We start from the raw sequence: 21,429 nt of genomic DNA, 5'->3' as shown, positions 1-21,429 counted from the left end.
GACGGAGCCGTCAGGGAAGGCGCCACGCGATCGGCGCCGACCCATGCTCGGCGAGCCACGCGTTGGCCCGGCCGAAGGGGTCCGAGCCGGGGAAGTCGCGCGCCCGGTTCAGCGGCGACGGATGGCCGCATTCGAGCACGCCGTGTCGCGATCGGTCGATCAGCGCGGCCCGCGCCCGCGCCTGTGCCCCCCACAGGAGGAACACGGCGGGCTCGGCGCGCGCCGAGACGGCCGCGACCGCCTCGTCGGCGAGCCTCGCCCAGCCGAACCGAAGATGCGCCCCGGCCTGGCCCGCCTCGACGGTGAGTGCGCTGTTGAGGAGCAGCACCCCCTGGTGCGCCCAGGCCGTGAGGTCGCCGCGCGTCGCCTTGCCCGGCTCGACCTCGGCCAGGATCACCTTAAGCGAGGCCGGCAGGCGCCGGGAGCCGACATAGGAGAAGGCGAGCCCGTTGGCGTCGCCCGGCGTCGGATACGGATCCTGCCCGAGGATCACGACCTTCACCGCGGGCAGCGGCGTCAGCGCCAGAGCGGCAAAGATGTTGCCGGGCGCGGGCAAGACCTGCGCGCCGGCTGCGATCCGTTCGTCGACCCGTGCCGCCACGATATCCGCCGCGCCCTCCGTGAAGAACGGCAAGGCGAGCCACGGGGATGCGCTTTGCCGGAACGCGGCGAGCGCTGCGGAGACGGTCGGTTCGGTCATCGGCCGATCAGGATGCGTTCGCCCTCGGTCACGGTGATCGGGGCGTGGCGGGCGACATAATCGATCACGGCGGTGGCGACGAGCCCGCCATCCGTCGCGCCGATCAAGGTCCGCCCCCGAGCCAGCACGCCGTAGCCGTTTCCCCCCTCGTAGAGGAAGTTGTTGGCGGCGACCCGGTAGGTCCGGGCCGGGTCCAGTGGCGCATCGCCGACGCGGACGGAGACGATCCTGTCGCCCGCCGGCGCATCGGGATCGACGCGGACGGTCAGGCCCGAGACCTGCGCGAAGCGGCCGGCCGGGCGGCCGAGCTCGCGAAACCCCGCCTCCAGCAGCGCGCGGACCTGGGCGCCGGTGATCGCCACCGACACGATGGTGTTGCCGAACGGAAGCTCGGTGAGGATGTCGCGCCGCGTCAGCATCGTGCCGGCCGGGTACAGGCGGTCGCCGCGCACGCCGCCGCCGTTCATCACCGCGATGTCGGCGCCCGTCGCCTCCCGCAGCGCGTCGGCGACGAGGCTCCCGAAGCTCGCCTCGCGGGCGCGCACGGAGACGATGCGGCTGTCGAGCGGATAGGCGGTCTCGCCGACCGGCACGTCGAGCCGGCGCGACAGGTCGCCCTCGAGCTTGCGCACGAGGGTCAGCGTATCCGGATCGGGTGCGACGGACGCCGAATCGTGGATTCGGAAGCTCGGCCGCCACGTCACGCGCCGCGTGCCGCCCGCCGTCGAGACGCTGGCGTGGATGTCGATGGCGGTGACGTAATGCGCGTCGCTGCTCGACTCCGCGAGCACGCGGCGCCCGTCGTACTGCACCACGAGGTCGTGGTCGTGCCCCGACAAAAGGATGTCGGCATGGCCCGCCGCCAGCATCGCGAGATCGGTCGCGCGCGCGGTGTGGACGATCGCCACGACGAGATCCGCGCCGTCGGCGCGCAGCGCCTCGGCCTGCGCGGCCAGCGTCTCCAGCTCGGGCCCGAAGCGTAGATCGCCGCTCTGGGATTTCTCCGGCGTCGCGGCCAACGCGATGCCGGTGACGCCGACGTGCAGGCCGCCGAGGGTGAGCATCTGCCGATCGCGCAGGCTCGGCAACGGCCGGCCGGACCCGTCCCGCAGGTTGGCGGCGAAGCACGGGAAGGCGGCGGCGGCCATGCGCTCGCGGAAGACGGCGGGCCCGAAATCAAATTCGTGGTTGCCGGGGACGAACACGTCCGGCGGGGCGAGGTTCAGCAGGTCGACGATGTGGGCGCCCTTGTCGAACCCCGACATCAGCGAAGGCGACAGGGTGTCGCCGGCATGGGCGTAGAGCACCGGGACACCGCGGTCGCGCTCGGCCTTCACGATCGCATTGAGCCGCGCGAACCCGCCGCGCCCGTCGACCTCGCCCATCAGGTAGACGTCGTTGACGAGGAGCAGCGTCAGCGTCGGCTCGGGCGCCGTGGGCTCGGTCGCGTTCGCGATGGCGGGCAGGCCGGCCGAAAGGCCGGCGCCGATGCCGAGACCGAAGGTCTGGCGGCGATTGGGGCGAGGCATGGCGTTGCGTTTTGGCGGAAAAGCCCAGCCTACCCCCGCCGACGTGACGCGCGCACGACGGTCCTTGGAGCATCTTCGCGCGCGTTGAAGCCCGGCCCGCCCGCAGACGATGTCCTAGCGGGCCGAGAAGGTCTCGCGCACCGCCTTGGCGTTGCGGCGGACCATCGGCCAGATCCAGGCGCCGGAAGCGAGGTAGGCCGCGGCCGGCATCGGCTTCAGCTCCTCGGCGAGGCGCTGGGCGAGGCCGGGCGCGCGGATCGGCACCGGCGGCGCATCGGTCTTGCGGTAGACCACCGTCGTGTCCTCGCGCCAGTAATTGGTGTCGGGCACGAGGCCGGCGCGGCGTGCGGTAAGGTCGAAGGTGTCGCGCACGAAGCCGTGGACGTGGGCGAAATGGAATCGCTCGTGCGGCGGCTTGCCGGTGGCGGCCATGTTCGGCACCGCGGCGTAGAGCACACCGTCGGGCTTCAGCCAGCGTGCCAGCCGCTCCATCACGTCGGCCGGGTCGCGCAGGTGCTCCATGACGTGGTGCGTGGTGATCACGTCGAACGTGCCCGGTGCGAACTGGTCGTCGGCGGCGTCGTCCAGCACCTCGACGCCGTGCGTCGCGCGGGCATAGGCGGAATAGTCGCGGCCCGGCTCGACGCCGATCGCTTCGCAGCCCCGAGCCCGGGCGGCGGCCAGGAACTCGCCCGATCCGGAGCCGAAATCGAGCAGGCGGGCGCCCGGCACCAGCTTCGGCGCGAGCAGTTCCGCCCGGAACGCCGCCTCGCGCGCCGAGCGCTTGAGATGGACCCGCGGCGGGCCGCCCGCGAAGGCGAGCTGGTAGTCGGCGCGGTAGGCGTGGGCGTAGTAATCCGCCAGCTCGGCCGGCGTCGGCATCGGGTCGGTGCGGATCAGGCCGCATTCGGCGCAGGCGATCGACTTCAGCGTCTTCAGGCGTCGATCGGTCTCCGCCACGGTGACGCTCTCCGTGGAGCCGCACAGATTGCAGGCCGTGGGCGCCCCCGTGTAGGGGTAGCCGGTGAACGGCATGAAGTGGTTCAGGAAGTAGCGGGGAGACTGCATGTCGCGCTCTCGTCGGCCGGACCTTCGCTGGCAGGCTTCGTGCTCTAGTTAGATATCCGATCCCGCACAACAGCACCGCCGTCATGCGGGCGCGCGGCCTCACCGTCGCCGCGCGCCCGGCGGCCCAGGACAGGAAGCGGCCGCCATGGCCGAGAACCTCACCATGAACGAACGCGTCGAACCGGCGTCCCTGTCGGCCGTCTCCACCGTCGAGCCGAGCCGTGCGGCCGGCGCGGGCACCCTTCCGGCCGATCACCCCCCGGTCCGCTGGGGCCGTGTCGGCGTGCTGCTGATGAACCTCGGCACGCCGGAGGGCACGAGCTACTGGCCGATGCGCCGCTACCTCAAGGAGTTCCTGTCCGACCGCCGGGTGATCGAGGTGCCGCGCCTGATCTGGTGGCCGCTGCTCAACCTGATCATCCTGACCAAGCGTCCCGGCCCGAAGGGCAAGGACTACGCGAGCGTGTGGAACAACGAGCGCGACGAGGGCCCGCTCAAGACCATCACCCGCGGCCAGGCCGAGCGCCTGCAGGCGATGATGGGCGACAAGGTCGTGGTCGACTGGGCGATGCGCTACGGCAAGCCCGAGGTCGCCCTGCGGATCCAGGCCCTGCTCGATCAGGGCTGCGACCGCATTTTGCTGGTGCCGCTCTACCCGCAATACGCCGCAGCGACCTCGGCCACCGCCTGCGACCAGGCGTTCAAGGCGCTGATGCAGATGCGCTGGCAGCCGACCGTGCGGGTCTCGGCGCCGTACCACGACGACCCCGTCTACATCCGTGCGATGGCCGATTCGATCCGCGAGGGGCTGGCCAAGCTCGATTTCGAGCCGGAGGTGATCCTCACCTCGTTCCACGGCGTGCCGAAGAGCTACCTGCTTAAGGGCGACCCCTATCACTGCCAGTGCGTGAAGACCGGCCGCCTGATCCGCGAAGAGCTCGGCTTCTCGACCGAGCGGATGCGGACGACCTTCCAGTCGCGCTTCGGCAACGAGGAATGGCTCAAGCCCTACACCGACGAGACCGTGCAGACGCTCGCGAAATCCGGGGTGAAGCGCATGGCGATCGTCGCGCCGGGCTTCACCGCCGACTGCCTGGAGACGCTGGAAGAGCTCGACGGCGAGAACCGGCACTACTTCGAGGACAACGGCGGCGAGCGCTTCGCCTACATCCCATGCCTCAACGACAGCGACCTCGGCATGAAGGTGATCGAGACCGTGGTGCGGCGGGAGCTGCAGGGCTGGGTCTGATCACCCGTATCGACCCGCACGCCATCTTGCGAAGCCCCGGCGCCGGGCTATCATCCAGCCCTCGACGCCGGGCGGGCCGGATCAGCAAGGGTGATGAGATGGCGTTCTTCATCGGGATCGCGTGTCCCTGGCTGGTCGTCGCGGTGCTCGACATCCTGGCCTCGCGCCGGCGCACCGACGAGCTGGCTGCACTCGGGATCGTCGGCGCCGCCCGCCCGGCGACCTCCTCCTACCTAACGCCCGACGTGAAGTGAGGCCGCGCTCGGTTCGGCGTCGACCGGGGGGCCGGCGCGCGTCGCCCCCTAGGCGCGCGTGACCGAGAGACCGGCCTCGAAGCCGTGCTCGCGGACGGTCTGCGCCTTCGGGAGCATGTCGCGAAGCTCTCGCACTTGGCTGGAGAGGTCGGCGTCGTTCGCCGGCTGGAACCAGCGATAGGTGCCCTTGCCGGCCCGCTTCGCCTCGTAGAGGGCCTGATCGGCTTCCGGCAGGAGGAGCATCGGGTCGTTGTCCGCGTCGCGCCGGGTCGCGATGCCGATGCTGAGGCCGACCCGGACGACCAACCCCGTCGGCAAGGCGTAGGGTCGTGCCACCTCGGCGATCAGGCGGGTCGCGATCGCCGGGATCGTGCGCTCGTCGTCGGCATGGACCAGGATCGCGAACTCGTCGCCGCCGAGCCGCGCGACGTCGGCGGGATCCGGCACGCAGCCGCGGATCCGTTCGCCGACGGCCGTCAGGAGCGCATCGCCCGCCGGATGCCCGTGCTGGTCGTTCACCGCCTTGAAGCCGTCGAGGTCGAGGAAGAGCACCGAAGCGTTCCGCTCGGCCGCCTTGAGGCGCGCTTTGAAGGAGCTGCGGTTCGGCAGGCCGGTCAGGCTGCAGTGAAGGGCGAGGTGGCTGCTTTCCTGCTGGGCCATCAGCATCTTAAGGTAATCGATGTGGAGTTCCCGGTTGATGCTGATCGTTCCCCATAGATAAAGCGGGGCGATGAGCACGATCGGCCACAGCCACGGCTCCGGCCCCATCGCAGCGCCGGCCGCATAGGGCACGATGATCAGGACCATCTGCAGCTTGACCATGCGCGGCGAGCCGGGATTGCGCGCGCACATCGCCCCGACGATCCCGGTCGACAGCATGGTGCCGAACACCGCCAGGACGGGATCGCCCAAGCTCATGCAGAGGAAGGCGCCAACGCCGATCTGCGCGCACCACAGCACGCTGCCGGCGATGAAGGCATCGACGACGAGGGTGTCCCTCGGACGGCGGAGCGAGGGATCTCGGAGGATCCGCATCAACCGGCCGATGACGGCGAAACGGAACAGGACCAGGATCGTATCGACGGCCGCCCAGGCGAAGAATGCCGGGATCGGGTTCCGATACAGCAGGATCGCGATGATGATCAGCCCGACGAGGGAGCCGGAGATCAGCGAGGACATTCGCCGGAACAACGTCCGCCGCAGCCCGTCGCTGATCTCGACGCAGACCGGCGCCGAGGTCTCGGTGAGCCAGATCATCGGTGCCAAGCGGGGCTTCAGCAGAACCTGCTCCGACGGCATCGCGATGATTTTCCTGCCGCCCCGATCATTGGGCACTCTTTCACACGATCCTTGCGCAAATGTTGATCCTTAGGCGCAAATTCCGTGCATGAGCGGTGCGTCATCGCATCTCAGACGCGGCGAGCCGCGCCGAAGCCCGCGGCTGCCACGCTTCGGCCCGAGCGAACGTCGGGCGGCCGCCGCGGTCAGGGCTTCTTCGGCTCCTCGGCGGCCGGGGCCGGCGCGGCGATCGGCTTGCCGTTCTCGTCGAAGCGCTCGACCTTGGCGTCGGCGCGGAGCTTCAGGATCAGATCCTGCTGCGCCTTGCGGATCAGCGCCTGATCGATCTGCTCCTTCAGCTCGTCGAAGGTCGGCACGGGCTTGTTGCGCTTCTCCTCGACCTTGATCACGTGCCAGCCGAACTGGGACTTGACCGGATCGGAAACCTGCCCGGGCTGCAGCTTGAAGGCGGCGTCGGCGAACTCCTTCACCATCCGGTCCTTCGAGAACCAGCCGAGGTCGCCGCCCTCGGCCTTCGAGCCGGCATCCTTGGTGGTCTCGGCGGCGACCTTGGCGAAGTCCTCGCCGCCCTTGATCCGCGCGGCGATCTTCTTCGCCTCGGCCTCGTTCTCCACGAGGATGTGGCGGGCGTGGATCTCCTCCTCCGGCTTCATCAGCTTGGCGGACTGGTCGTAGAGCGCGTGGGCCGCCTCGGGCGTCGCCGCCTTCTTGGCCTCGCGCTCAAGGTACTCGTCGAGGAGGAGCTTGTCGCGGAAGTAGGCGAGCTTGCGCTTGAAGTCCGGCGTGTCGCCGATCTTGGCGGCGTCCGCCGCCTGCGCACCGACCTTGAGGTCGAGCATGTAGTCAACCAGCAGGCCCTTCTTCTGCGCATCGTCGACGCCCGGCAGCGACAGGGCCGGATCCTCGGCCGCCACCGCGATGTCGCCGGCGGTGACCGGGATCCCGTTCACCTTGGCGACGACGCTGTCGGGCGAGGGCAGCACCGCGGCGGCGACGGAGGGCTGCGCCGCCGGGGTCGGCGTCTGCGCGGAGGCAATGCCGCCGAGCGCGAGCGCCAGGGCGAGCGCGCTCGCGCCGCGGAGGGTCTGGGTCTTCGACATGGCGTTGGCGTTCCTGGACGGTTTCGCCCCGACCCGTCGCGGCACGGCGCCGGACGGTCTCGCACGGGGCTTCGAGGAAGCGGCATCGCAGCCGCGGGAATCGGCGAGACAGGTGGCTCGCGTCGCACGCAAAGGCAAGGCGCAAGGGATGACGGAATTGAGGTCGCAGGAGCACGGCGCAGATGACGAAAGGATGCACGCACGTTCCATCGCCGTCGCGTCCGCCCGTCCTCGCCCGTCACGGGGAAAGCATTCCGTTGACTCCGTTTCTTGAGCCTTCGTGAACGCGCGCCGGTGCAGGCTTGCCGGATCGACGGAGGGGCGGATGCGCAGGATCTCGCAGATCGGATGGATCGTGCTCGCGGCTTCGACCGCTTTCGCGCTCGCGGCGACGCCGTCCTCCGCCGAGGCACGCGGGTTCCGCCTGCGCCTCGGAATCGGCAGCGCGTCCGCCGCGCCTCCGGTCCCGCCGCGCGCGGCCGAGCGCATCGCAAGCGCTGGCGTTCCCCTGCCGATCGCACCGCCTCGCGCGACGGAGCCGGCGTCGCCGCGGACGGAGCCGTGGACGCAGGCACGGGAGACGGTGCGTGGGCTGACGCCCGTCGCCGTCGCGCCCGTCGCCATCGCGCCTATCGCGGAGCGTGCGAAGCCGTCGCCGCATCCGGTGCGGGTCGCCGGCCCGTGGTGCACGTCGGACCGCATCGTCGGCGCCGGCGTGGGGTTCTGCGAAGTCAACTGACGCCGCGGGCGACGGCCGCCCACGAACGGGCCGCGCGAGGCGGCACCGATTCGGATCCGGGCCGAAGCGCCTCTGCGCAGCCCATCGCGCGCCGGCCTCTTTTAGATGCGGCCCGCGATATTTACCTCTATAAGCCCGGCCAACTCAGCCAAGGCCAGCCGTCTGCGGGAGACCGCCGACGGGCTTTCCCGTTTGCAGGTTCACGATGCTCGGTGCCCTCGCCAAGAAGATTTTCGGCTCGTCGAACGACCGGCGCGTGAAGGGCTATCGTCCCCGCGTCGCGGCGATCAACGAGCTCGAAGCCGAGATCCAGGTGCTGTCGGACGACGCCCTGCGCGCCCGCACCGACATGCTGAAGGCCGAGCTCGCGGCCGGCAAGAGCCTCGACGACATCCTCGTTCCCGCCTTCGCCACCGTGCGCGAGGCGGCCAAGCGCGTGTTCGGCCAGCGCCACTTCGACGTGCAGTTGATCGGCGGCATGGTGCTGCACGAAGGCGGCATCGCCGAGATGAAGACCGGCGAGGGCAAGACGCTGGTGGCGACGCTGCCGGTCTACCTCAACGCGCTGTCGGGCAAGGGCGTCCACGTCGTGACCGTCAACGACTACCTCGCCGCCCGCGACGCGGAGTGGATGGGGCAGGTCTACCGCTTCCTCGGGCTGACCGTCGGCACGATCGTGCACGGCCTCGACGACGAGCAGCGCAAGGAAGCCTACGCCTGCGACATCACCTACGGGACGAACAACGAGTACGGCTTCGACTACCTGCGCGACAACATGAAGTACGAGATGTCCCAGCTGGCGCAGCGGGGGCACAACTTCGCGATCGTCGACGAGGTCGACTCGATCCTGATCGACGAGGCGCGCACGCCGCTGATCATCTCCGGCCCCGTCGACGACCGCTCAGAGCTCTACGTCACCGTCGACGCGTTGATGCCGATGTTGGTGCCCTCGCACTACGACCTCGACGAGAAGCAGCGCACCGTCTCGCTGACCGAGGAGGGCAACGAGTTCATCGAGGACGCGCTGCGTGACGCCGGCATCCTCAAGGACGGCGACCTCTACGACGGCCACAACGTCACCATCGTCCACCACGTGAACCAGGCGCTGCGCGCCCACACGCTGTTCACCCGGGACAAGGACTACATCGTCAAGAACGACGAGGTGGTGATCATCGACGAGTTCACCGGCCGCATGATGCAGGGCCGGCGCTACTCTGAGGGCCTGCACCAGGCTCTCGAGGCGAAGGAGCGGGTGACGATCCAGCCCGAGAACCAGACGCTGGCCTCGATCACCTTCCAGAACTTCTTCCGCCTCTACGACAAGCTCGCGGGCATGACCGGCACGGCCTCGACCGAGGCCGACGAGTTCGCCGAGATCTACAAGCTCGAGGTCGTCGACATCCCGACCAACAAGGAGGTCGAGCGCGTCGACGAGGACGACCAGGTCTACCGCACCGTCGAGGAGAAGTACGCCGGCATCATCGAGGAGATCGAGACGGCGCATGCGCGCCACCAGCCGATCCTGGTCGGCACCGGCTCGATTGAGAAGTCGGAGCTGATCGCCGAGCTGCTCAAGAAGGCCGGCTTCACCCTGCTCGACTATTCCGATCCGAATGCGCTCACCGACGTCTACGCCGCCGCGCGCGAGGGCCGCGTCACCAAGCGCTTCGCGGTGCTGAACGCCCGCTTCCACGAGCAGGAGGCCTACATCGTCGCCGAGGCCGGCGTGCCCGGCGCAATCACCATCGCCACCAACATGGCCGGCCGCGGAACCGACATCAAGCTCGGCGGCAACGTCGAGATGCGTGTCGAGAAGGAGCTCGCCGGCCTCGAGGACGGCCCCGAGCGCGACGCCAAGGTCGCCGCGATCAAGGCCGAGATCGCCGAGAACCGCACCAAGGTGCTGGCGTCGGGCGAGCCGGCCGATCCGGAGGCCGGCCGCAAGAAGGCGCTGCCGGGCGGCCTCTACATCATCGGCACCGAGCGCCACGAATCGCGCCGCATCGACAACCAGCTCCGCGGCCGCTCGGGCCGCCAGGGCGATCCCGGTCGCTCGAAGTTCTTCCTGTCGCTGCAGGACGACCTGATGCGCATTTTCGGCTCCGACCGCATGGACGGGATGCTGCAGAAGCTCGGCCTCGAGCAGGGCGAGGCGATCATCCACCCGTGGATCAACAAGGCGATCGAGAAGGCGCAGCAGAAGGTCGAGGCGCGCAACTTCGACATGCGCAAGAACGTGCTCAAGTACGACAACGTCATGAACGACCAGCGCAAGGTCGTGTTCGAGCAGCGCCGCGACTTCATGGGCCAGGACAGCGTGTCCGAGACCGTCGAGGAGATGCGCCAGGCCACGATCGACGACCTCGTCGCGACCTATATTCCCGAGAACGCTTACGCCGAGCAGTGGGACGTCGCCGGCCTCCGCGAGCGCGTGACGGAGATCCTCAACCTCGACGAGCCGATCGAGGATTGGGCCAAGGAAGAGGGCATCGCCGACGAGGAGATGCGCGAGCGCCTGAAGAAGGCCGCCGACACCGCCTACGCCGCCCGGGCCGAGAAGAACGGTGCCGAGGTGACGACCTACATCGAGAAGCAGGTGCTCCTGCAGACCCTCGATCACCTCTGGCGCGAGCACCTCGTGACGCTCGACCACCTGCGCCAGGTGATCGGCTGGCGCGGCTTCGCCCAGCGCGACCCGCTGAACGAGTACAAGTCGGAGGCCTTCGACCTGTTCAACGGCCTCGTCACGCAGCTGCGCGAGCAGGTCACCAGCCAGCTCTCGCGCGTCGAGATCATGTTCCAGGAGCCGGAAGCCCAGGCGAACCCGTTCGGGCCATCCCCCGGCCTGCCGCAGATGTTCGCCCAGCACCTCGATCCCGTCACCGGCGAGAACGAGATGGACTATGCCGGCCGCGGCACCGGGAGCGACGGCGGCGGCGGGCCGGCCTACGGCTACGCCGCCCAGGGGCTGTCGGCCGACGGGGCCGTGCTGGAGCGCGACCCCGACGACGCGACCACCTGGGGCCGGGTCGGCCGCAACGAGCCCTGCCCCTGCGGCTCGGGCAAGAAGTTCAAGCACTGCCACGGCAGCTTCACGGCCTGAGCGCCTGCTCTCGTCACGGCGCTCCCGTCCGTAGGGTTCTCGTTCAGGGGCGCTCCACCCGCCCCGTCATCCCGGGGCGCTGAAAGGCGGGTCCGGGATGACCTGGGATGGGATGTGCGGGCGACGTTTCGTTCGGCCTCGATCGATGGTCGGCGGACGGTCGCCATCGCGAGAACCGGTGCGCCGCGGGATCCATCATCCATGACGACCGTCTTCATCGCGGGCGCCGGCACCGAGATCGGCAAGACCTACGTCACCGCGGCGATCGTACGGCGCCTGCGCGCCGACGGACGCGACGTGCGGGCGCTGAAGCCCGTCGCGAGCGGCGTGCCGCCGATGGGCGACCCGGATTTTGCCGGCAGCGATACGGCGCAGCTTCTGGCGGCCCAGGGGATCGCGGTCACAGCCGCCGCCGTCGCGGCCTGCTCGCCGTGGCGTTTCGCGGCGCCGCTCGCCCCCGACCAGGCGGCGGCTCTCGAGGGCCAAGCGCCCGTCCTCGAGGACATCGTCACGTGGTGCCTGGAGCGGATGGAGGCCGCGACGGGCACGCTGATCGTCGAGGGCGTCGGCGGCCTGATGAGCCCGGTGACCCGGGAGGCGACCGGCCTCGGCTGGCTGTGGTCGCTCGCCTGCCCGGCGATCCTCGTCTCGGGCAGCTATCTCGGGGCGATCAGCCACGCCCTGACGGCCTACGAGACCTGCCGGGCGGCCGACATCCCGGTCCTCGCCATCGTCGTCAACGAGAGCACCGGCGCGCCGACGCCGCCCGAGACGGTCGCCGAGGCGATCGCGCGCCACGCCGAGGTGCCGGTGATCGTCATCGCCCGGGATGCGCCCTGCCCGGATGCGCTCGCCGCCCTGATCTGACGTCGGGCCGACACACATTGACGCGATCGTCGGCGGCGATGCACGGTTCCGATGGACGGGCGCCGGGCGCCTGCTAGCGTCGCGCCGCGAAACGACGAGGGCGGGGCGTTCTGTGAGTGAGAGTCATGTCCGTGCGGAGGGGGGCGCCGAGCCCGCCGCCGCACGAAGGTTCCGCCCGGCCCTGCTGCTTGGGGCGCTCGGGGTCGTCTACGGCGACATCGGCACCAGCCCGCTCTACGCCTACAAGGAGGCGGTGCGGGCCGCCAGCGGCGGCGGCAACGCCGACCCCATCGCGGTGGTCGGCGCGGTCTCGCTGATCCTGTGGGCGCTGATCCTGATCGTCTCGCTGAAATACGCGGTGCTGATCCTGCGCGCCGACAATGCCGGCGAGGGCGGCATCGTCGCGATGCTGGCGCTGCTGGGCGCCCGCCATGCGAAGCCGCGCTCGTGGAAGGCGCTGCTGCTCGTCGTCGGGCTGATCGGCGCGGCGCTTCTCTACGGCGACGGCGCGATCACCCCGGCGATCTCGGTGCTCTCGGCGATCGAGGGCCTGAAGGTCGATGCGCCGGCGCTCGGCCGCTACGTCGTGCCGATCACGATCGCGATCCTCGTCGCCCTGTTCCTGGTGCAGAGCAAGGGCGTCGCCTTCATCGGGCGGATCTTCGGGCCGGTAATGCTGCTGTGGTTCGTCGTCCTCACGCTGATGGGGATCGGCGGCATCCTGCACAAGCCGGAGATCCTGCAGGCGGCGAACCCCCTGAAGGCGGTGGAATTTCTGGTCCATGCCGGCTGGCACGTGAGCTTCGCGATGCTGGGCGCGGCCTTCCTAGCGGTCACCGGCGGCGAGGCGATGTATGCAGACCTCGGGCATTTCGGCGCCCGGCCGATCCGCGTGGCGTGGTTCGCCCTGGTGCTGCCGGCCCTGGTGATCAACTATTTCGGCCAGGGCGCGCTGCTGCTGGCCTCGCCGGACGCGATCGAGAACCCGTTCTACCGGCTCGCGCCGGGCTGGGCGCATTACCCGCTGATCGGGCTGGCGACGATGGCGACGGTGATCGCCTCGCAGGCGATCATCTCGGGTGTGTTCTCGCTGACCCAGCAATCGGTCCAGCTCGGCTTCCTGCCGCCGATGCACATCGTCCAGACCGCCTCGGAGGAGCGTGGGCAGATCTACGTGCCGGCGGTGAACTGGCTCCTCGCCGCCGCCACCATCGCCGCCGTCGTGATCTTCGAATCGTCCGACGCGCTCGCCGGCGCCTACGGCATTGCCGTGTCGCTGCTGATGGCGATCACCACGCTGCTCGCCGCGCTGATCGCCCGCCGATGGGGCTACAACCTCGTGGCGATCCTGGCGGTGAACGGCTTCTTCCTGCTGATCGACCTCGTCTTCCTTGGGGCCAACAGCGTGAAGCTGTTCGAGGGCGGCTGGTTTCCGCTGGTGCTCGCCGGCTTCGTCGCGCTGATGATGCTGACGTGGCGCAGGGGCAACCAGCTGGTCGAGGAGGCCCGCGTCGGCCTGCGCCAGCCCGAGGACGTGTTCCTGGCCTCGCTCCAGCACCAGGACCTGGTGCGGGTCCGCGGAACCGGCGTGTTCCTGTCGGCGGCGATGCACGGCATCCCGATGCACCTGTCGCGGTTCGTCGAGCGCAGCCACGCCCTGCCGGAGCGGGTGATGATCGTCTCCGCCCAGTACGAGGAGACCCCGACCGTGCCGCGCGAGGAGCGCAGCCACGTGACGATCCTCGCGCCCGACTTCTACCGGGTGACCCTGCGCTACGGCTTCATGGAGGAGGCCTCGATCCCCGATGGGCTGGCCTGCGCCGTCGAGCACCGCCGCCTGCCGCCGCAGATGCTCGACGACCTCACGGTCTTCATCGGCCACGAGACCATCATCCCGAAGAACGACGACCGCGGGATGCAGCCCTGGCGCGAGAGCCTCTACGCCTTCATGCAGCGCAACGCCGAGCGCACCGGCGCCTTCTTCGGCGTGCCGACGCGGCAGGTGGTGGAGGTGGGAACCGAGATCGAGATCTAGAAGAGGCTCCGCGCGCCGGTGCCGAAGCGTCCCGCCGGGCCGCCTCATCCCCCCGCCGGATCGAGACGTCGGGCCGCGTATCGGGCCCGACCCGAGCGTCGGGCGATCACGCTTTCGCGCGTGGCGGGGGCATTTGGAACCATCATGGGCGCTTGCCGTTCGGACATCCCGACAGCGTTCGGTCACGCTTCGCGGCGTCGTCGCGAGGCCGGGCCGGGATCGCTGAGCACACAGGGAGCGTCCCGATGAGCAGCACCACGGACAAGATCAAGGGCCTCGCCAACGAGGCGGTCGGCAACGTCAAGCAGGGTGTCGGCAACGTCACCGGCAACGAGAAGCTGCAGGCCGAGGGCAAGGCGCAGGAGCTGAAGGGCGAAGCCCAGAAGACCGTCGGCGACGCCAAGGACGGCGTGAAGGGCGCGGCCCAGAAGGCCGCCGACGCCGTCAAGAAGATCTGATCCGTCCAGCGCTCGGCACCGGGGCGGCTGCGAGCCGGCCCCGGTGCCCATCCGCGAAGGCCGGCGCTGCCGGCCTTCGGATCACGATGCGAGGGACGAGATCATGAACCGGGATCGATTCGAAGGCGGCGTGCGCAACCTGCGCGGCCGCGCCAAGACCGCGATGGGTGCAGTCGGCGGGGATGCCGGACGGCAGCTCGACGGTGCCGTCGACCAGGCCGCGGGCGTTGCGCAGAACGCCTACGGCCGTGCGCGCGAGACCGCGCGGGACTGGCGTCGCGACGGCAAGCATTTCATCGACGAAGCGAGCGAGCGCGGCCGCGCCATCGCCGACGAGGCCGTGAGCCGCGGACGTCATTACCGCGGCCGGGCGGAGCACCATGGCCGCCACGTCGCGAAGCGCGCCGAGGAGAACAAGGGCGCTACCCTGGCGATCGTCGCAGCCGCCGCATTCGGCCTTGGTTGGCTCCTGCGGAGCGATCGCTGATCCATTCGGGGACGGGCGGTACGCGCCTGCAGGATGCGACGTTCAAGATCGTCGTTTCGTCGCCCGCCCGGCGCGTGCGACCGGTAAAAATGGTCTAAGGAACGGCGGACCGGGGGTGGCGATGCCCCCGAGCCCGCAGGCCCCACAGACCGAGACGAGGCGATGACCGGCTCCAGCATTCCGAACACCGTCCTGCTGACCCCGTCCCTGACGCGGCCCGCTTCGCAGTTGGTCACCATCTTCGGCGGCTCGGGCTTCCTCGGCCGGCACGTGGTTCGGGCGCTGGCCAAGCGCGGCTACCGCATCCGGGTCGCCGTCCGCCGTCCCGATCTCGCCCTGTTCCTGCAGCCGCTCGGGAAGGTCGGCCAGATCGTCGCCGTGCAGGCGAACCTGCGATACCCCGACTCGGTCGTGCGGGCGGTCGAGGGTGCGGACGTGGTGATCAACCTCGTCGGCATCCTTCAGGAAACCGGCGCCCAGAGCTTCTCGCGCCTCCAGGCCGAAGGCCCCGGCTTGATCGCGCGGGCGGCGGCCAAGGTCGGCGCCGCGATGATCCACGTGTCCGCGATCGGCGCCGATCCGAACTCCGAATCGCGCTATGCCCGCACCAAGGCCGAGGGCGAGGCCGCGGTGTTCGCCGCACGACCCGACGCCGTCGTGTTCCGGCCCTCCCTGGTCTTCGGGCCGGGCGACAGCTTCTTCAACCGCTTCGCCAGCCTCGCCCGGTTCCTGCCGGTGCTGCCGCTGGCCGGGGCCGAGTCGCGCTTCCAGCCCGTCTTCGTCGGCGACGTCGCCGAGGCGATCGCGCTGGCCGCCGACGGACGCGTGCCCGGCGGCAAGGTCTACGAGCTTGGCGGACCCGAGGTCGCGACGCTGGATCACCTCGTGCGCTACATGCTCGACACGACGATGCGCAAGCGCATGGTGGTGTCGCTGCCGCTGCCGATCGCCAAGATCCAGGCCCGTGCCATGGAGATCGCCGACACCCTGACCTTCGGGCTGCTGCCGGCCGACCTTAAGCTCACCCGCGATCAGGTCGTTCTGCTGCAGAACGACAACGTCGTCTCGGAGGCCGCCAAGGCGGAGGGCCGCAGCTTCGAGGGGCTCGGCATCCAGCCGACCGCCGCCGAGGCGGTGGTGCCGGGCTATCTCTGGCGCTTCCGAGCCGCCGGGCAGTTCGCCAAGGGCCGCGGCACCGAGGAGCAGGCCGAGATACCCGACTCGATCGCGCCGACCCCGATGGGCGAGGGCTCGCAGCACCGTCCGATGCGGGCGTCCGGTCCGGCGATCGGGGCCGACGCCGGCGGCTCGCCCGGCATGGGCCGGCGCTGGGGCAGCCGGAGCTAGGCCGCTACCGGAGCCGTCCCTGCAGGGCGGGGGCCGGCAGGCGGTGCGCCAGCCGCTTGTGGACGTGGACCATCAGCGCGATGCCGAACAGCGGCGTCAGCAGGTTGAGCACCGGGACAACCATCATCCCGGCCAGCAGGCAGCCCGCCGCGATCGTCGTGCCCGAGAACGTCCGGCGCATCGCGCCGGCTTCCGCCAGCGGCCGGTAGCGGGCCGCGGCCATCTCGAAATACTCGCGCGACAGCAGGTAGGCGTTGGCGGCGAAGAAGGCCGCCAGCCCGATCACCGGCACGAAGAAGATGATCAGCGCAGCAAGGTTCACCAGCAGGGTCAGGCCGGCGAAGCGCAGGGCGTAGAGCATCGCCGCGCCCCACGGCATCGGGCGGCCGGGCGGGTCGTCGGGGAAGTCGGTGCGCTCGACGATCTCGGCGGCTTCGTCGAGGAAGAACCCCGCCACCAGGATCGAGACCGCGGGCATCAGGTAGGCCAGCGCGACGAACAGCCCGAACCCGGCCAGGAAGTAGGCGAGGCTGTCGAGGATGGGGTAGGATTGCGAGATGTGGTGGCTCGCCTGGAACCACTGGATCAATCGCGTCAGCCCGAACCAGGCCAGCGCCAGGATGCCGAGCGTCAACCCGAGCGACTTCCACAGGATCGCACGGAGCGGCGGGGAGAAGGTCTGGCGCAGGGCCGCGAGCGCCGCCTGGATGAGCATGCCGTGATCCCGTCTCCCGCCGTCGATCGGCGCATCGCGGTTGTGGTGTCCCGATCCGTCCGCCGCAAGAGCACCGCTTGCGTCTCGTCGGCCTCGGGCCGGCGGGTTGGCCGAAACGCGCGACGGACCCGGAATGAGAACGACGAGAAGGATCGCGATCCGCGCAATGACCTCGATGCACGAGACGGCACCCCCGCATGCCCGGTTCCGGCCGAGCGTCGCGCCCAGGCTCGCCCCGCTGCCCGCGGACCCGGACGTGATCGTGGTCGGCGCGGGCGCTGCCGGGATCGCCGCCGCGCGGACGCTGATCGCCGCCGGCCTGTCCGTCGCGGTGCTCGAGGCGCGCGACCGCGTCGGTGGGCGCACGGTCGCGACGATGCTGCGCGGCCATGCGGTCGACCTCGGGGCGCACTGGCTTCACGTGGGCCCGATCAACCCCCTCGTCCAATTGGGCTTCGAGCGCGGCGAGCCCCTGCGCCGGGCAGCCCAGGAAGGCCACGTCTGGGTCGGGCGTCGCCCCGGGCGCCCGTCCGAGGTCGCGGCCTCCGCCCGGGCCTTCGACCGCGCCGACCGGGCGATGCATGCAGGCGCCGCCGCGGGCGGGCCGGACCGTGCGGCGGCGAGCGCCCTGCCCCGCGGCCTCGGCCCCTGGGGCGCCCGCGTCGCGCTGGTCCACGGTCTGGTGTCCGGACGGCCGCTGGAGGAGGTCTCACTCCAGGATTTCCCGAGCATGGAATACGGCGACAACTTCTTCGTCGCCGGCGGCTACGGCGGGTACCTCGCGCGGCTGGCGCAGGGGCTGCCGATCGCGCTCGACTGCCCCGTCGCCGGCATCGACTGGACGGGAGCCGGCGTTCGCGTCGCCACCGCGGACGGGCGGACCCTGAAGGCCCGCGCCATGATCGTGACGGTGCCGATGATGGTGCTGCGCGACAGCGTCGCCTTCTCCCCGGCCCTGCCCACGCCGATCCGTGCCGCGATCGACGGGTTCCGGGTCGGCATCTACGAGCACGCGGTGCTGCACTGGCCGTCGAGCCCGTTCCGCGGGCGGGACCGTCTCGCAAGCCTCGTCGGCGGACGCTTCAGCCCGCCGGGCCTGCTCACCCGCATCGACGGGACGCCGTTCCACTATTTCGAGCTCGACTCGGTCGGGGCCGCCGAGATCGATGCCGCCGGCACCGGCGAGGACGGTCTGCGCCGCCTTGTGCGCGCGACGTTGGCCAATCATTTCGGCGCCCGCCGCCTCCACGACCTGTCGATCCCCGCCGTGAGCGAATGGCGCCACGATCCCTGGTCGCGCGGCTCCTGGGCGTCGGTGCCGCCGGGCCACGCCGGCGCGCGCCGAACGCTGCACGCGGCGGTCGGCGAGCGGATCTGGTTCGCCGGCGAGGCGCTGTCGCGCGAGCAGTGGGGCACGACCGGGGGCGCCTATGCCGAAGGCATGCGGGCGGCCGACGCCGTGGCGGAGCGTATCCGGATGGGCACAGCCGCGTGACGGGATGAGGCGGCGGCGCCGGATCGTCTTGCGGTCGAGCCTGAAACGCGATGCATCAGGGGACGGATGATCGCGATGCGGGAAGAGGCCGTCTGATGAATTGGGTCGAGGGCATCGGCTATCTCGGGACGGCGCTGACCATCTCGGCCTCGGCGATGAGCACGATGATCCCGCTGCGGATCATCTCGCTCGTGGCGAGCGCCGCGGTCATCACCTACGGCCTGCTGATCGGCAGCATGCCGGTGGTGCTGACGGAGGCGATCCAGATCCCATTCAACGCCTGGCGGCTCTGGCAGATGGTCCGACTGGTGCGCGACGTGGAGAAGGCCGCCGACGGCGACCTCTCCCTCGACTGGCTGAAGCCCTACGGCACCGAGCGGGCCTTCGCGGCCGGGGCATCGCTGTTCGCCAAGGGCGAGGCGGCGACGACGATGTACTACGTCGAGGCCGGCTGCTTCCGCATCCCGGAATACGGGATCGAGGTGCGGACCGGCGGCATCGTCGGCGAGCTCGGCCTGCTCTCGCCGGGCAACCGGCGCACGGCCTCGCTGGTCTGCACCGAGGCCGGCCGGGCGCTGGAAGTGCCCTATTCCGCGGTCAAGCAGCTCTACTACCAGAACCCGGAATTCGGCTTCAGCTTCCTGAAGCTCACCAGCGAAAGGCTGTTCCAGAGCGCCGATGCGCGGGTCGCGGTGAGCGGCGACGTGGCCTGATCCGCGTCCGACCTGAGCGATCTTCGAGGATTCCGCGAAGCCGCCTCTAGGTGCGTCGTCCGAGAAGGCCGTGCAGGACCGCCCGCACGGCCGATTCCGGGGGCGGCGGGGCGGCCCAATCGGGGACCGGCCCCTCGTGAAGGTGCCAGTCGCGGGACTGGAACCGGTCGCCGGCTCCTCCGATCAGGCCGAGCCCGACGCGCGGACGATGCTGCCCGGTGCCGATGCGGCCGGCGGCCCAGACGCGCTGCCACCGATCGCGGACCGTCAGGTCGGCATCGCACCAGCCGAGGCGCTCGCGGCCCATCACGGCGAAGATGCGCTCGGGCGACGCCCCCGCCGGGATCCGGACCCAGGCGGAGGCCGCGTTACGGCGCTCACCATCCCCATGCCGTGTCCCAACTCTGGCTCAGAGCATGCTGGGCAGGATCCGATCCGGCGGGCGGTGGCCGTCCATGAAGGTCTTGATGTTGATGATGACCTTCTCGCCCATGTCGATCCGGCTCTCGAACGTGGCCGAGCCCATATGCGGCAGCAGCACGACCTTGCCGGACTTTGCGAGCTTGATCAGGCGCGGGCTCACCGCGGGCTCCTGCTCGAACACGTCGAGGCCGGCCGCCGAGATCTCGCCGGCCTCGATCAGGCGGGCGAGCGCGTTCTCGTCGATCACCTCGCCGCGGGCGGTGTTCACGACGATCGCCTCGGGCTTGAGCAGCTTGAGGCGGCGGGCCGAAAGCAGATGGTAGGTGGCGGGCGTGTGCGGGCAGTTCACCGACACGATGTCGACGCGCGCCAGCATCTGGTCGAGCGATTCCCAGTAGGTCGCCTCCAGCCCGGCCTCGATCGCACCCGGGACCCGGCGGCGGTTGTGGTAGTGGATCTGCAGGCCGAACGCCTTGGCGCGGCGGGCGAGCGCCTGCCCGATCCGGCCCATGCCGACGATGCCGAGGCGCTTGCCGGTGATGCGGCGCCCGAGCATCCAGGTCGGCGACCAGCCCGTGGTCCAGTCGTCGTCCGGAATGATGCGCGCGCCCTCGGGTACCCGCCGCGCGACGGCGAGGATCAGCGCCATGGTCATGTCGGCGGTGTCCTCGGTCAGGACGCCGGGCGTGTTGGTGACGGTGATGCCGCGCTCCAGCGCCCCGCCCACGTCGATGTGGTCGACGCCGTTGCCGAAATTGGCGATCAATCGCAGGTTCGGCCCGGCCTGGGCGAGGAGGCCGGCGTCGATCTTGTCGGTGACGGTCGGGACCAGCACGTCCGCCTCGCGCATCGCGGCGGCGATCCGATCGGACGAGAGCGGGGCGTCGTCGTGGTTCAGCCGCGCATCGAACAGCTCGCGCATCCGCGTCTCGACCGCGTCCGGCAGGCGTCGCGTCACGACGACGAGCGGCTTGCGCTTCAACGACATCTTCTCTCCCATCACCGGTTCGGGCAGGCCCGACACGAACGCCTCGCGCGGCGTCGACGCATCGTGGACCGGTCCCGTTCCCGGTTTCAAGCTCCGTTAACCGAGCTCCGCCAGACAGGAGCGGACGGCTTCCGGCCTCTCTACCAGAGGCCGGCCGGAACACAATCCGAAGTGCCGCGGCGGCACCAGCCCGCGGCGCGGGCGTTCTGTCGCCGATGCGCGAAGATCAGGAGATGGACGATGCGGCTGGCTCGGCTCTTCTTCGTTGGCGCCGCCCTCCTGGCGTCGCCCACCCTCACCCTGCCGGCTTCGATCGGGACGGCATCGGCCGCAGCGAGCGGCGGTCCCGAATCCGGAATCGGGCCCGTCACCAAGTTGCCGCTGCCGCGCTATGCCAGCCTGAAGACCGATCGCGTCAACCTGCGCGAGGGGCCCTCGAAGGATCACCGCACCCTGTGGGTGTTCCAGCGCGCCGGCATGCCGGTCGAGATCGTCGCCGAGTTCGAGACCTGGCGCCGCATCCGCGATTCGGAGGGGACCGAGGGTTGGGTCCTGCACTCGCTGCTCTCCGGCCGCCGGACCGCGATCGTCACCGCGTCCAAGGGCGCCGACAAGGCCGCGATCCCGCTGCGCGCGCGTGCCGACGACGGTGCCGAGGACGAGGCCCGCCTGGAGGCGGGCGTGATCGGCAGCGTGAAGACCTGCACCGGATCGTGGTGCCGCCTCGTCGTCGCCCTGCCCTCGAAGCACGACGTCGACGGCTACATCCACCAGGACCGCCTCTGGGGCGTCTACCCGAACGAGAAGGTCGACTAGAAAAAAAGGGCCCGGTTCGCACCGGGCCCTTTTCTTGAGTCTGG

Annotated in this window: 20 protein-coding genes; 12 read left to right on the top strand and 8 right to left on the bottom strand. The window is 70.3% G+C overall.

Going from position 1 to position 21,429, the window contains the following annotated elements; all coding sequences use genetic code 11:
- Nucleotides 1-10: 10 nt before the first annotated feature.
- From MKK55_RS03865 to MKK55_RS03855, 3 genes are all read right to left on the bottom strand, one after another.
- A complete protein-coding gene (locus tag MKK55_RS03865) occupies nucleotides 11-700 on the bottom strand; it encodes a uracil-DNA glycosylase (protein WP_147726939.1) in 690 nt (229 codons plus the stop codon).
- Nucleotides 697-2,229 (bottom strand): bifunctional metallophosphatase/5'-nucleotidase, encoded by a 1,533-nt coding sequence (locus MKK55_RS03860; RefSeq protein ID WP_243933378.1) that lies wholly within the window; start codon nucleotides 2,227-2,229, stop codon nucleotides 697-699. The genes MKK55_RS03865 and MKK55_RS03860 overlap by 4 nt, the downstream gene beginning before the upstream one ends.
- Before the next feature lie 114 nt (nucleotides 2,230-2,343).
- Complete coding sequence (locus MKK55_RS03855; protein ID WP_243933377.1) at nucleotides 2,344-3,297, bottom strand: class I SAM-dependent methyltransferase; 954 nt, start codon at nucleotides 3,295-3,297, stop codon at nucleotides 2,344-2,346.
- 163 nt (nucleotides 3,298-3,460) lie between these two features.
- Here MKK55_RS03855 and hemH point away from each other — a divergent pair, with 163 nt between their 5' ends.
- Complete coding sequence (gene hemH, locus MKK55_RS03850; protein ID WP_243933409.1) at nucleotides 3,461-4,546, top strand: ferrochelatase; 1,086 nt, start codon at nucleotides 3,461-3,463, stop codon at nucleotides 4,544-4,546.
- A 98-nt stretch (nucleotides 4,547-4,644) separates the two neighbouring features.
- Nucleotides 4,645-4,800: a hypothetical protein gene (locus MKK55_RS03845; RefSeq protein ID WP_243933375.1), complete on the top strand. Its 156-nt coding sequence runs from the start codon at nucleotides 4,645-4,647 to the stop codon at nucleotides 4,798-4,800.
- A 48-nt stretch (nucleotides 4,801-4,848) separates the two neighbouring features.
- Here the strand turns inward: MKK55_RS03845 and MKK55_RS03840 are convergent, their stop codons facing one another.
- Together MKK55_RS03840 and MKK55_RS03835 are read right to left on the bottom strand one after the other, a co-directional pair.
- Nucleotides 4,849-6,099, bottom strand: a complete 1,251-nt coding sequence (locus MKK55_RS03840; RefSeq protein ID WP_243933372.1) for a GGDEF domain-containing protein — start codon at nucleotides 6,097-6,099, stop codon at nucleotides 4,849-4,851.
- Nucleotides 6,100-6,284: 185 nt separating this feature from the next.
- A complete protein-coding gene (locus MKK55_RS03835) occupies nucleotides 6,285-7,199 on the bottom strand; it encodes a peptidylprolyl isomerase (RefSeq protein ID WP_243933370.1) in 915 nt (304 codons plus the stop codon).
- Nucleotides 7,200-7,524: 325 nt separating this feature from the next.
- Between MKK55_RS03835 and MKK55_RS03830 the strand changes: the two genes are divergently transcribed.
- From MKK55_RS03830 to MKK55_RS03800, 7 genes are all read left to right on the top strand, one after another.
- Nucleotides 7,525-7,938 carry a hypothetical protein gene (locus tag MKK55_RS03830; protein ID WP_243933368.1) on the top strand — a complete coding sequence of 138 codons (414 nt, stop codon included), beginning with the start codon at nucleotides 7,525-7,527 and terminating at the stop codon, nucleotides 7,936-7,938.
- Between the two features lie 205 nt (nucleotides 7,939-8,143).
- Nucleotides 8,144-11,041 carry a preprotein translocase subunit SecA gene (gene secA, locus MKK55_RS03825; protein WP_243933365.1) on the top strand — a complete coding sequence of 966 codons (2,898 nt, stop codon included), beginning with the start codon at nucleotides 8,144-8,146 and terminating at the stop codon, nucleotides 11,039-11,041.
- Between the two features lie 201 nt (nucleotides 11,042-11,242).
- Nucleotides 11,243-11,908 carry a dethiobiotin synthase gene (gene bioD, locus MKK55_RS03820; RefSeq protein WP_243933364.1) on the top strand — a complete coding sequence of 222 codons (666 nt, stop codon included), beginning with the start codon at nucleotides 11,243-11,245 and terminating at the stop codon, nucleotides 11,906-11,908.
- Nucleotides 11,909-12,089: 181 nt separating this feature from the next.
- Complete coding sequence (locus MKK55_RS03815) at nucleotides 12,090-13,943, top strand: potassium transporter Kup (RefSeq protein WP_243933407.1); 1,854 nt, start codon at nucleotides 12,090-12,092, stop codon at nucleotides 13,941-13,943.
- A gap of 245 nt (nucleotides 13,944-14,188) precedes the next feature.
- Nucleotides 14,189-14,401, top strand: coding sequence for a CsbD family protein (locus tag MKK55_RS03810; RefSeq protein WP_147727207.1), 213 nt, complete (start codon nucleotides 14,189-14,191; stop codon nucleotides 14,399-14,401).
- A gap of 103 nt (nucleotides 14,402-14,504) precedes the next feature.
- Nucleotides 14,505-14,888 (top strand): CsbD family protein, encoded by a 384-nt coding sequence (locus tag MKK55_RS03805; protein ID WP_243933363.1) that lies wholly within the window; start codon nucleotides 14,505-14,507, stop codon nucleotides 14,886-14,888.
- Between the two features lie 162 nt (nucleotides 14,889-15,050).
- A complete protein-coding gene (locus MKK55_RS03800; RefSeq protein WP_243933362.1) occupies nucleotides 15,051-16,235 on the top strand; it encodes a complex I NDUFA9 subunit family protein in 1,185 nt (394 codons plus the stop codon).
- Between the two features lie 4 nt (nucleotides 16,236-16,239).
- Here the strand turns inward: MKK55_RS03800 and MKK55_RS03795 are convergent, their stop codons facing one another.
- Nucleotides 16,240-16,950: a sulfate transporter family protein gene (locus tag MKK55_RS03795; protein ID WP_243933361.1), complete on the bottom strand. Its 711-nt coding sequence runs from the start codon at nucleotides 16,948-16,950 to the stop codon at nucleotides 16,240-16,242.
- Between the two features lie 166 nt (nucleotides 16,951-17,116).
- On the opposite strand from MKK55_RS03795, the gene MKK55_RS03790 reads away from it, so the two are divergent.
- Both MKK55_RS03790 and MKK55_RS03785 read left to right on the top strand, forming a co-directional pair.
- Nucleotides 17,117-18,445, top strand: a complete 1,329-nt coding sequence (locus MKK55_RS03790) for a flavin monoamine oxidase family protein (protein ID WP_243933360.1) — start codon at nucleotides 17,117-17,119, stop codon at nucleotides 18,443-18,445.
- A gap of 95 nt (nucleotides 18,446-18,540) precedes the next feature.
- Nucleotides 18,541-19,158: a Crp/Fnr family transcriptional regulator gene (locus tag MKK55_RS03785; RefSeq protein ID WP_243933359.1), complete on the top strand. Its 618-nt coding sequence runs from the start codon at nucleotides 18,541-18,543 to the stop codon at nucleotides 19,156-19,158.
- A gap of 46 nt (nucleotides 19,159-19,204) precedes the next feature.
- Here the strand turns inward: MKK55_RS03785 and MKK55_RS03780 are convergent, their stop codons facing one another.
- Together MKK55_RS03780 and MKK55_RS03775 are read right to left on the bottom strand one after the other, a co-directional pair.
- A complete protein-coding gene (locus MKK55_RS03780; protein ID WP_243933357.1) occupies nucleotides 19,205-19,465 on the bottom strand; it encodes a hypothetical protein in 261 nt (86 codons plus the stop codon).
- A 102-nt stretch (nucleotides 19,466-19,567) separates the two neighbouring features.
- Nucleotides 19,568-20,569 carry a 2-hydroxyacid dehydrogenase gene (locus tag MKK55_RS03775; RefSeq protein ID WP_243933356.1) on the bottom strand — a complete coding sequence of 334 codons (1,002 nt, stop codon included), beginning with the start codon at nucleotides 20,567-20,569 and terminating at the stop codon, nucleotides 19,568-19,570.
- A gap of 240 nt (nucleotides 20,570-20,809) precedes the next feature.
- Between MKK55_RS03775 and MKK55_RS03770 the strand changes: the two genes are divergently transcribed.
- Nucleotides 20,810-21,385: an SH3 domain-containing protein gene (locus MKK55_RS03770; RefSeq protein WP_147727712.1), complete on the top strand. Its 576-nt coding sequence runs from the start codon at nucleotides 20,810-20,812 to the stop codon at nucleotides 21,383-21,385.
- Nucleotides 21,386-21,429 lie beyond the last annotated feature (44 nt).

It is taken from the genome of Methylobacterium sp. J-059, assembly GCF_022829485.1.
Classification (GTDB): domain Bacteria; phylum Pseudomonadota; class Alphaproteobacteria; order Rhizobiales; family Beijerinckiaceae; genus Methylobacterium.
This window is presented reverse-complemented; position numbering and strand designations above follow the sequence as displayed.

What these genes read in the sequence shown, in the direction of transcription:
- MKK55_RS03775 (WP_243933356.1), bottom strand. Translation starts at nt 20,569, where the DNA reads ATGTCGTTGAAGCGCAAGCCGCTCGTCGTCGTGACGCGACGCCTGCCG.
- MKK55_RS03845 (WP_243933375.1), top strand. Translation starts at nt 4,645, where the DNA reads ATGGCGTTCTTCATCGGGATCGCGTGTCCCTGGCTGGTCGTCGCGGTG.
- MKK55_RS03770 (WP_147727712.1), top strand. Translation starts at nt 20,810, where the DNA reads ATGCGGCTGGCTCGGCTCTTCTTCGTTGGCGCCGCCCTCCTGGCGTCG.
- MKK55_RS03785 (WP_243933359.1), top strand. Translation starts at nt 18,541, where the DNA reads ATGAATTGGGTCGAGGGCATCGGCTATCTCGGGACGGCGCTGACCATC.
- MKK55_RS03840 (WP_243933372.1), bottom strand. Translation starts at nt 6,099, where the DNA reads ATGCCGTCGGAGCAGGTTCTGCTGAAGCCCCGCTTGGCACCGATGATC.
- bioD (WP_243933364.1), top strand. Translation starts at nt 11,243, where the DNA reads ATGACGACCGTCTTCATCGCGGGCGCCGGCACCGAGATCGGCAAGACC.
- MKK55_RS03855 (WP_243933377.1), bottom strand. Translation starts at nt 3,297, where the DNA reads ATGCAGTCTCCCCGCTACTTCCTGAACCACTTCATGCCGTTCACCGGC.
- MKK55_RS03830 (WP_243933368.1), top strand. Translation starts at nt 7,525, where the DNA reads ATGCGCAGGATCTCGCAGATCGGATGGATCGTGCTCGCGGCTTCGACC.
- MKK55_RS03805 (WP_243933363.1), top strand. Translation starts at nt 14,505, where the DNA reads ATGAACCGGGATCGATTCGAAGGCGGCGTGCGCAACCTGCGCGGCCGC.
- MKK55_RS03795 (WP_243933361.1), bottom strand. Translation starts at nt 16,950, where the DNA reads ATGCTCATCCAGGCGGCGCTCGCGGCCCTGCGCCAGACCTTCTCCCCG.
- MKK55_RS03810 (WP_147727207.1), top strand. Translation starts at nt 14,189, where the DNA reads ATGAGCAGCACCACGGACAAGATCAAGGGCCTCGCCAACGAGGCGGTC.
- MKK55_RS03800 (WP_243933362.1), top strand. Translation starts at nt 15,051, where the DNA reads ATGACCGGCTCCAGCATTCCGAACACCGTCCTGCTGACCCCGTCCCTG.
- MKK55_RS03835 (WP_243933370.1), bottom strand. Translation starts at nt 7,199, where the DNA reads ATGTCGAAGACCCAGACCCTCCGCGGCGCGAGCGCGCTCGCCCTGGCG.
- MKK55_RS03790 (WP_243933360.1), top strand. Translation starts at nt 17,117, where the DNA reads ATGACCTCGATGCACGAGACGGCACCCCCGCATGCCCGGTTCCGGCCG.
- MKK55_RS03780 (WP_243933357.1), bottom strand. Translation starts at nt 19,465, where the DNA reads ATGGGCCGCGAGCGCCTCGGCTGGTGCGATGCCGACCTGACGGTCCGC.
- MKK55_RS03860 (WP_243933378.1), bottom strand. Translation starts at nt 2,229, where the DNA reads ATGCCTCGCCCCAATCGCCGCCAGACCTTCGGTCTCGGCATCGGCGCC.
- secA (WP_243933365.1), top strand. Translation starts at nt 8,144, where the DNA reads ATGCTCGGTGCCCTCGCCAAGAAGATTTTCGGCTCGTCGAACGACCGG.
- MKK55_RS03865 (WP_147726939.1), bottom strand. Translation starts at nt 700, where the DNA reads ATGACCGAACCGACCGTCTCCGCAGCGCTCGCCGCGTTCCGGCAAAGC.
- hemH (WP_243933409.1), top strand. Translation starts at nt 3,461, where the DNA reads ATGAACGAACGCGTCGAACCGGCGTCCCTGTCGGCCGTCTCCACCGTC.